The following is an 8,385-nucleotide window of genomic DNA, read 5'->3' on the forward strand; positions in this document are numbered from 1 at the left end:
GAAGAGGTTCACGTGACCGACCAGTCCCCTCACGACCTTCCCCGCGACCTTCCCAGCGCCGAACAGGCCCGCGAGTTCGGCTTCGAGACCCGGCAGCTGCACGCCGGGCAGCGGCCCGACCCCAACACGGGCGCGCGGGCGGTGCCGATCTTCCAGACCACCAGCTACGTCTTCGAGGACCCCGAGTCCGCGGCGGCGTACTTCAACCTCCAGGAGTACGGGAACACGTACTCGCGGATCATGAACCCGACCGTCGCGGTGTTCGAGGAGCGGGTGGCCAACCTGGAGGGCGGCAGCGGCGCGGTGGCCTTCGCCAGCGGCATCGCCGCGCAGGCCGCCGCGCTCTTCACGCTGCTGCAGCCCGGCGACCACGTCGTGTCGTCCTCCGCGCTCTACGGCGGGACCGTCAACCAGCTCAAGCACCTGCTGCGCAAGATGAGCGTGGAGCTGACGTGGGTGGATCCTGACGACCCGGACGCCTGGCGGCAGGCGGTGCGGCCCACCACCAAGGCGTTCTTCGCCGAGACGATCGGCAACCCGGCCGGCAACGTGCTCGACATCGAGACCGTGGCGGCCGTCGCGCACGAGCACGACCTGCCGCTCATCGTGGACAACACGTTCGCGACCCCCTACCTGTGCCGGCCGATCGAGTGGGGCGCCGACATCGTGGTCCACTCGGCGACCAAGTTCATCGGCGGCCACGGCACCAGCATCGGCGGGGTGGTCGTCGAGGCGGGCACGTTCGACTGGTCCAACGGGCGCTTCCCGGTCATCGCCGATCCGTCGCCGGCCTACCACGGGCTGCGCTTCCACGAGACGTTCGGCGAGTACGGCTACCTGATGAAGCTGCGCGCCGAGACCCTGCGCGACCTCGGCGCGGCGCTGTCGCCGTTCAACGCCTTCCTGTTCCTGCAGGGCCTGGAGACGCTGTCGCTGCGGATGGACCGCCACGTCGAGAACGCGCGGGCGGTCGCCGCCTACCTCGACGGGCACGAGCTGGCCTCCAACGTGACCTATGCCGGCCTGCCCGGCGCCAAGTACGCGCCCCTGGTGGAGAAGTACCTCCCGCGCGGCGCGGGCGCGGTGTTCTCCTTCGACTGCGCGGGCGGCCGGGCCGGCGGGCAGGGCCTCATCGGCGGCCTGACGCTCTGGTCGCACCTGGCGAACGTCGGCGACGCCAAGAGCCTGGTCATCCACCCGGCCAGCACGACGCACCGCCAGCTCGGCGACGACGAGCTGCGGGCGGCCGGCGTCGGGCCGGGCACGGTGCGGCTGTCGGTCGGCACCGAGTCCGTCGCGGACCTCATCTGGGACCTGGAACAGGGCTTCGCCCGCGTCGGCGCGGCGATCGGCAAGAAGGCGGGGACGGCATGACCGAGCTCGGACGCTACCAGGACCCGCTGACGATCCAGCGGGTGCTCCACTCGACCAGGACGATCGCGATCGTCGGCCTGTCGGGCAACGAGCTGCGGGCCAGCCACTTCGTCGGCTACTACCTCAAGCGGCACGGCTACCGGGTGATCCCGGTCAACCCGCGCGAGAAGGAGATCCTCGGCGAGCCCAGCTACCCCAGCCTGCTCGACGTGCCCGTGCCGGTCGATCTGGTCAACGTCTTCCGCGCCCCCGACGCGCTGCCGGACCTCGCGCGGGAGACCGTGTCGATCGGCGCCGCCGCCCTCTGGTGCCAGTTCGGCGTCATCAACGAGGAGGGTGCGCGGATCGCCGAGGAAGGCGGCGTGACCGTGGTCATGGACCGCTGCCTCAAGGTGGAGCACGCGCGGTATGTGGGGCGGATGCACTGGCTCGGCTTCAACACCCGCCGCATCACCTCGGTCCGCTCCGGCCTCCAATAGCCGGAAGTTTCAAGAATCACACCCCGCAGATCATGATTATCAGTCTCGGCGGATGATTATCACGCTTGAACAATTCTCACATTGTTGCATGTCAGGGCGCCGGTACGGGACTGTCTCGTCATGACAAATGGCGACAAGGAAGAGGATGACCCTCCGAGCGTGGCGTACGAATTCGGACGGACGGTCCGGGACGCCCTGGAAAGCAAGGCCCGGACCGTCCGCTTGTGCCTCATACTCGCCGTTCTCGGAACGAGTATGACCATCCCGCTGTTCATCCTCCTGATCGCCCTCAGGACGGTTGCGGGCGGGAACTGAAAGCAGCCTCCCAAGAGGCAGGAGCGTCCTTTTGTCACCGGACGGAGGATCCTCCTCCTTTTGGGAGGCTTTTTCCACTCGGGATGGCGGCGGTCCGCCGGAGGCGGATAATCCTCTACCTGACCAGTCGAACACCGTATCGGGCGTCCACCGGTCTTTCGAGGAGCCGGTCATGGGGCCGGACGAGCCGGACGAGTACGGGCCCTGGAGGACGCCCTGGGCGGGGCGAAGGTGCGCGGCCGGCTTGAGCCGACGTCCGCGTTCCTGCCGGCGCAGCGGAGCCGTACGGTGCGGGGCGCGTCCTCGCGGTCAACCCCGAGGACGGCTCGCCTCGCCCAGGATTGCCGACCTCGTCGAGGGCTCGTCCCGTCCTCCCTACGCCAAGTCGGAGGGAGGACGGGGTGCACCGGGCGCGGCGGGACAACCGTCCCCCCGTGCCGTCGACCACCCGAGCGGCGACTGCAGCAGGGGGCGGCGTGACGGCCGTCCCCGCGTGCCGTCGATCATCCGAGCGGCGACTGCAGCAGAGGGGCGACGAGGGCGGCGAACTCCTCCGGGGTGGTGATCGGCACGCCGAGCTGCTGGGCCTTGGTGTGTTTGGAGCCTGCCTTCTCCCCCGCCACCAGCAGGGACGTCCTGGCGGACACGCTGGAGGAGGCCTTGCCGCCGGCCCGCTCGATCAGCTCGTTGACCTCGTTGCGCGACAGTGCCGCGAGCGGCCCGGTCATCGTGCCGGTGACCACCACCGACATCGAGGCCAGCGGCAGCTCCGCCGTCGTCCCCGGGTCCGCTGCCTGCGCGTCCCCCGGCTGCTCGCCCGCCGCTGCCTTCCCGGCTTCCCCGGTGGGCGGGGTGGCGCCGGGCTCGGTCATGTTGACGCCCGCGCGGATGAGCTTGTCGATGAGCGGGGCGAGCTCGGCCAGCTCGTCCACCACCACCGGCGCCTTCTCCGGACCGATGCCGTCCACCTGCTGGATGGCGTCGGGGTCGGCGGCGCGGATCGCGTCCATGGTGGCGAAGTGGCGGGCGATGCGGCGGCTCATGGACCGGCCCGTGCCGCGTACGCCCAGCGCGCAGAACACCCGGCTGAGTGGCCGGCCCTTGGCCCGGTCGAGGGCGGCCAGGAGGTTGTCGGTGCTGGTGGCGCCCATGCGTTCGAGGCCGAGCAGTTGCTCGCGGGTCAGGAAGAACAGGTCGGCGAAGTCGGCGATGAGACCGGCGTCGAGCAGCTGCCTGATCCGGTTTTCCGCCAGGCCCTCGATGTCGAGCTGGTCGCGGCCGGCGGCGTAGACGATGGAGGCGATCGCGCGGCACCCGCGCCCGCGCACGCACCGCCACCGTTCCTGGGAGGTGTCGATCGCGTCGCCGCACGACGGGCAGACCTGGGGGATGTCGATGGGCCGCTCGTCGCCGGTGCGCAGGTGCACGACCGGCGCCTCGACCCGCGGGATGACGTCGCCCGCCTTGTAGACGGTGACGCTGTCGCCGATCATGAGGCCACGGCGGGCGATGTCGGCGGGGTTGTGCAGGGTCGCGTACGTGACGATGCTGCCGTCGAGCTCGACCGGCTCCAGCACGGCGCGCGGGGCGATGATGCCGGTGCGGCCGGTGTTCCACTCCACGGCGAGCAGCTTGGTGATCTTTTCTGTGGCGGGCAGCTTGTAGGCGACCGCCCAGCGCGGCGCGCGCGAGCTGAAGCCGGCCTGCGCCTGGTCGGCGGCCAGATCGCACTTGATCACGATGCCGTCGATGCCGAACGGCAGCTCGGCCCGGACCGCCGCGATCTCGCCCACCCGCTCCTGGACGCGCTCCAGCGTGCCGGCGACGATGCCCGCGACCGGCGTGGTGGCCGTCGTCTGCACCCCCTGCGCGGCCGCCCACTCCATGACCTGGCTGTGCGGCAGCTCGCGCAGCCGCGCGGCCTGCTCGGAGTCGTCGTCGGGTCGCGGCAGCGCGCCATAGCCGAAGAAGGTCAGCTCGCACACGTAGGGGCGGTCCTGCGCCCGCAGGGTGCCCGCCGCCGCGCTGCGCGGATTGGCGAACGTGGTGCCGTCGTGCGCCCGCCGTTTGGCGCAAGCCTCCTCGAACTGGCTGGTGGTCATCATGACCTCGCCGCGCAGCTCCACCGTGACCGGCTCGGCCAGCCGGTCGGGCAGGCCGACGATGGTGCCGATGGCGTGCGAGACGTCCTCCCCCGCGACCCCGTCGCCGCGCGTGACGAGCTGCGCCAGCCGGCCGCGCCGGTAGCGGGCCGAGATCGCGAGGCCGTCGAGCTTGGGCTCCACGCTCCACGCCGGCACCGGGCGGCCGAGCCGCCGCTCCAGCGAGGCCGCCCAGTCGGCGAGCTGCTCGGGACCGAACACGTTGTCCAGGCTCAGCATGGGCACCGTGTGCGGCACGTCGCCCACGACGGCCCCGCCCGCCACCTTGCCGGTCGGCGAGGCGGGCAGCACCTCGCCCGGGTGCTCCTCCTCGTAGGCGGCGATGCCGCGGACCAGCCGGTCGTAGGCGTCGTCGTCGAGCGTCGAGGTGCCGTCGGCGTAGTAGGCCGCGGCGGAGTCGACGGCGAGCTGCACGGCCTCGGCGTATGCCGTGGCGTCGGCCGGCACGGTGAAGGGGGGCGTCTCGGTCATGGGTCCATCATGGCGAGCGCCACTGACACTTCCGGGTAGGCCGGCGGGCGACGGGCCGGGCCGCCTTAGCCCTGGCACAGAGGGCACGGAAGGCATTAAGGGCATGAAGGCATGAGGAGAGGGTCGCACCGGCGGCCGGTGCGGCCCTCTCGTTCTCTGTGGCGCTGATCAGACGTGGTGAGCGAGATGGCCGTGGCGGGGCCTGACTCGGCTCAGTCGATCAGTCCGGTCGGTCGGCTTGGTCGATCGGTCGAGCGGCGTGGGCGGCTCGGTCGGCCGATCGGGTCGGTCTGGTCGGTTTGGTCTGCTTGGTCGGCTTGGTCGGTTGGTTCGGAGTTCGGTCGGGTCGGTTGGTTCGGTCGGGTCGGCTTGGTCGGTCGGCTTGGTCGGCCGGTCGGTCGGCTTGGCTTGGTCGGTCGGTCGGTCGGCTTGGCTTGGTCGGTCGGCGCTGATCGGGCGATCAGCGGGCACCGCCGCCGCCACCGCCGCCGCCACCGCCGCCACCGCCGCCGCCACCGCCGCCGCCACCGCCGCCGCCGCCACCGCCACCGCCGCCACCGCCGCCGCCGCCGCCGCCGGCACGGTTGATGTTCTGGTTGTTGATGTCGACGTTGGCGCCACCGCCACCGCCTCCACCACCACCTCCGCCGCCACCGCCACCGCCGCCACCGCCACCGCCGCTGCGGATGGCGCGGCAACGGGCCGGGTTCCGGTGGTACCTGCAGGGAGTCTGGGTGGTGAGGCTTTCCGTCGTCGTCGCGCTCTGAGCGGTGGGCTCAGAGGCTGCGGCCGGGGCCGAGGCCGCCACCGGGACGGCAAGGGCCGAGGCCGTCATCGCTGCGGCCGCGAGGAGGTTCTTGACGCTGGTCATGTCAGATCACCTTCCGCTGGTGCTTGGACGGAGGGCCATTCCGGGTCCTGACTGAACACCGGGTCTCGGCCCGAATTCGAATCCACGCTAGGACGACCCCCCGGCCTGCTTGATCCCATGGCGGCAAAGGCTGGGCTGCCCTTATTTTGAGCGCAGTAGGAGTACGGTGAGGACCGTAAGACCCGGCATGACCGGGACAAAAGAGCAGGCCAACGACGGCCGGCGTTCGTCGAGTGATGCCGATGTCCTCCGCGCGATGCATCGCGACAGAAGGAGAAGCCGGTAAAGGGGCCGGGGCCCGCGACGACGGGCCGGGAGGCCGCCGAGTTTTACGACCTGAAGGCAGCGGTAGAGCAGGCGGCCCGCTCCGGTTGCGGTTACGTGACCGGAACGGGCCGTCCGAGGCGCCCTTTCCGACGCCGCTGAGTAGCGTCAGATGAGCTGGACGTAGTCCAGCTCGGCGTAACCGGTGCCGCCCGCGAAGTGCGGCGACCCCTTGGCCAGGCGGATCACGTTGTAGCCCGCCCGCAGGGTCACCGTGGTGCTGACGGTGGCGCCGAACTGGCCCCACGCGGCGGTGGGCGGGTAGCTGACCGTGGTCCAGGCGCCGCCGTTGTAGGCCAGGCCCTGGGTGGCGGTGGCGCCGGTGGCGTTCGCGTAGCCGATGGTCATCGTGTACGAGCGAGCCGCCGGCACGTTGACGACGAAGTCCACGTAACTGTCGGTGCGCGAGGTGCCGGAGTTGTCGATGCGGCCCACGTAACCGCCGCCCGACGCGCTGGAGGAGGTCAGCCGCTGGGCGCGGAACACCGAGGCGTTCTCGGCCTCGTACCGCTGCTGGTAGGCCGGGACGCCGGAGACCGGCTCGACGAGGAGCTGGTAGGCGCTGGTGGCGACCATGTTCGGCACGGACACGCTGAGCTGCCCGTTGCTGACCGTACGCGTCGTGGTGGAGACCGTGGTGGGGGCGGTCACGGCGGTGAAGCGTCCGCTGGACGGGGTGGACAGCAGCGTGACGCGGACGCTGGAGCCGAGCGCGCCGAGGCCGGTGAGGTTGACGGTGTTGGTGCCCGCCTCGTTGCCGAAGACGACGTTGACGGTCCTGCGGGTGGAGTCGTAGGCGGCGAAGCCGTCCAGGGAGGTCGAGCTGGTGGTCGTGGTGACCATGGAGCCGGCCATGTCGCCGTACCACTTGTACAGCCACCACGTGCCGGTCGGCTGGGAGTTGTTGACGACGAGGCCGTTCATGGTGCCGTACTCGTACCAGAAGGCGCGGTGCGCGGACTCTACGCCGCCGCGTTCGAGTTTGGCCACGTAGCTGGCGATCCGGCCGGGGACGTCCACTTCGGCGGGGGCGGCGTACTCGTTGATGGAGATGCGGCGCGGGCTGATGCCGAGCGAGGACTCCAGGTTGCGGTAGTCGGCGATGTCGGCGGCGATCCTGTCGGGGTTGCTCAGTTCGTGCCAGCAGATGATGTCGGGCAGCGTGCCGGTGTCCCGGGCGCGGGTCAGGAACGCCTGCATCCACGAGCGGTTGTACGTCGCCGTGCTGGGTCCGACGATCGGCGTGAGCGGGTCGAGCGCCCGGACCGCCTGGTGCGTACGGACCCAGCCGTCGTTGAAGGAGCCGGCGGCGGCGGTGTTCCAGGTGTAGTCGGGCTCGTTCCAGAGCTCCCATCCGAGGACGTTCGTGACGGTGGTGGCCGCGAGCCGGGCTCTGACCATGGTGTCGACCTTGGCCAGCCAGTCGTTCCAGCTCACCCACCGGTAGGGGAAGTTGGGGTAGATGTCGGGCATGCGGATGTACTGGCCGGCGCCGACGCGGTCGGCCTGCGGGGCGATCAGCAGGGAGTCGCCGCCGGGCGGCTGGCCGTTGGGACGCTGGCCGACACCGGGGGCGGGCTGGGTGAGGGAGTTCACCTTGATCGGCAGGAGGGTGGAGTCGGCCGGGCGGGAGTTCTCCGCGAGGCCGTAGAGGCCGCCGGAGGCGGCGTGGGTGACCGGGCGGAACGGGCGGGCGACGTCGACGGTGAGCGTCGAGCCGGCCGCGGCGGCCGGGGCGGCGCCGGTCATCGCCATGGTCGTGGCCACCAAGGGCACGACCAGGGCTGACGCGAGCACTCGGATGCGGGACATGAGCGTCACTCTCCTTTGGGGGCTTGGCTGGAGTGTTAGCGCTAACATCAAGGGACGGCGGCGATCAGGGGTTCTGTAGGGGGCTTCAGGGGGAGCGCGGGGGCGCGGTGCTGCCTCTGGAGACGAGCTCGGGCGAGATGAAGCGCACCACGAACGGCTCCTTCCTGGCCGACGCCGACTCCACGCGGCGCACGAGCTGCCGCACCGCCATGGAGCCGAGGCGGTCGGGTGCGCTCTCGACGAACGAATACGGCAGGGAGAAGGTCGCGGCGAAGTCGGCGGAGTAGCGGCCGATGACCGACAGGTCCTCGGGCACCCGCTGCCCCCGCTCGTAGGTGACCGAGGGCAGCGCCGCGGCGGCCGCCTCGTTGTTGATCAGCAGGCCGGTCGCCGCCGGGTAGGCGTCGAGCAGCCTGTGGAGCTGGCGGCCCACGGCGGGTTGCCGGGACTCGCCGTACACGGCGTGCAGGGTGAGGCCGAGCCGGCGGGCGCGGTCGAGCGCGGCGTCGCGCAGCCGCCACACGTACGCGCCGCCCCGCTCGACCACGTGCTCCGGATGCGAGATCAGGATCAGCTC

7 protein-coding genes are annotated in these 8,385 nt (G+C 71.1%); 3 read left to right on the forward strand and 4 right to left on the reverse strand.

What is annotated here, in order from left to right; all coding sequences use genetic code 11:
- Positions 1–12: 12 nt before the first annotated feature.
- The 3 genes from BMW85_RS04330 (at position 13) to BMW85_RS48050 (ending at position 2,168) form a co-directional block, all read left to right on the forward strand.
- The gene (locus tag BMW85_RS04330; protein WP_020546079.1) at positions 13–1,374 is read left to right on the forward strand and encodes an O-acetylhomoserine aminocarboxypropyltransferase/cysteine synthase family protein; all 1,362 of its coding nucleotides are present in this window, start codon (positions 13–15) and stop codon (positions 1,372–1,374) included.
- Positions 1,371–1,853: a CoA-binding protein gene (locus BMW85_RS04335; protein WP_091077006.1), complete on the forward strand. Its 483-nt coding sequence runs from the start codon at positions 1,371–1,373 to the stop codon at positions 1,851–1,853. Before BMW85_RS04330 ends, BMW85_RS04335 begins: the two co-directional genes overlap by 4 nt.
- Positions 1,854–1,973: 120 nt before the next feature.
- The gene (locus tag BMW85_RS48050) at positions 1,974–2,168 is read left to right on the forward strand and encodes a hypothetical protein (RefSeq protein ID WP_143082087.1); all 195 of its coding nucleotides are present in this window, start codon (positions 1,974–1,976) and stop codon (positions 2,166–2,168) included.
- 503 nt (positions 2,169–2,671) lie between these two features.
- Here the strand turns inward: BMW85_RS48050 and ligA are convergent.
- From ligA to BMW85_RS04355, 4 genes are all read right to left on the reverse strand, one after another.
- The gene (gene ligA, locus BMW85_RS04340) at positions 2,672–4,801 is read right to left on the reverse strand and encodes an NAD-dependent DNA ligase LigA (protein ID WP_091077008.1); all 2,130 of its coding nucleotides are present in this window, start codon (positions 4,799–4,801) and stop codon (positions 2,672–2,674) included.
- Between the two features lie 460 nt (positions 4,802–5,261).
- Complete coding sequence (locus BMW85_RS49235; RefSeq protein ID WP_177240476.1) at positions 5,262–5,672, reverse strand: hypothetical protein; 411 nt, start codon at positions 5,670–5,672, stop codon at positions 5,262–5,264.
- A gap of 432 nt (positions 5,673–6,104) precedes the next feature.
- Positions 6,105–7,808, reverse strand: a complete 1,704-nt coding sequence (locus tag BMW85_RS04350) for a carbohydrate-binding protein (protein WP_091077011.1) — start codon at positions 7,806–7,808, stop codon at positions 6,105–6,107.
- 85 nt (positions 7,809–7,893) lie between these two features.
- Positions 7,894–8,385 (reverse strand): substrate-binding domain-containing protein (locus BMW85_RS04355; protein WP_177240477.1); only part of this gene is annotated, 492 nt, incomplete at its 5' end.

The organism is Nonomuraea wenchangensis (assembly GCF_900111685.1).
GTDB classification, from domain to species: Bacteria; Actinomycetota; Actinomycetes; order Streptosporangiales; family Streptosporangiaceae; genus Nonomuraea; species Nonomuraea wenchangensis.

What these genes read in the sequence shown, in the direction of transcription:
- BMW85_RS04335 (WP_091077006.1), top strand. Translation starts at nt 1,371, where the DNA reads ATGACCGAGCTCGGACGCTACCAGGACCCGCTGACGATCCAGCGGGTG.
- BMW85_RS04350 (WP_091077011.1), bottom strand. Translation starts at nt 7,808, where the DNA reads ATGTCCCGCATCCGAGTGCTCGCGTCAGCCCTGGTCGTGCCCTTGGTG.
- BMW85_RS48050 (WP_143082087.1), top strand. Translation starts at nt 1,974, where the DNA reads ATGACAAATGGCGACAAGGAAGAGGATGACCCTCCGAGCGTGGCGTAC.
- ligA (WP_091077008.1), bottom strand. Translation starts at nt 4,801, where the DNA reads ATGACCGAGACGCCCCCCTTCACCGTGCCGGCCGACGCCACGGCATAC.
- BMW85_RS49235 (WP_177240476.1), bottom strand. Translation starts at nt 5,672, where the DNA reads ATGACCAGCGTCAAGAACCTCCTCGCGGCCGCAGCGATGACGGCCTCG.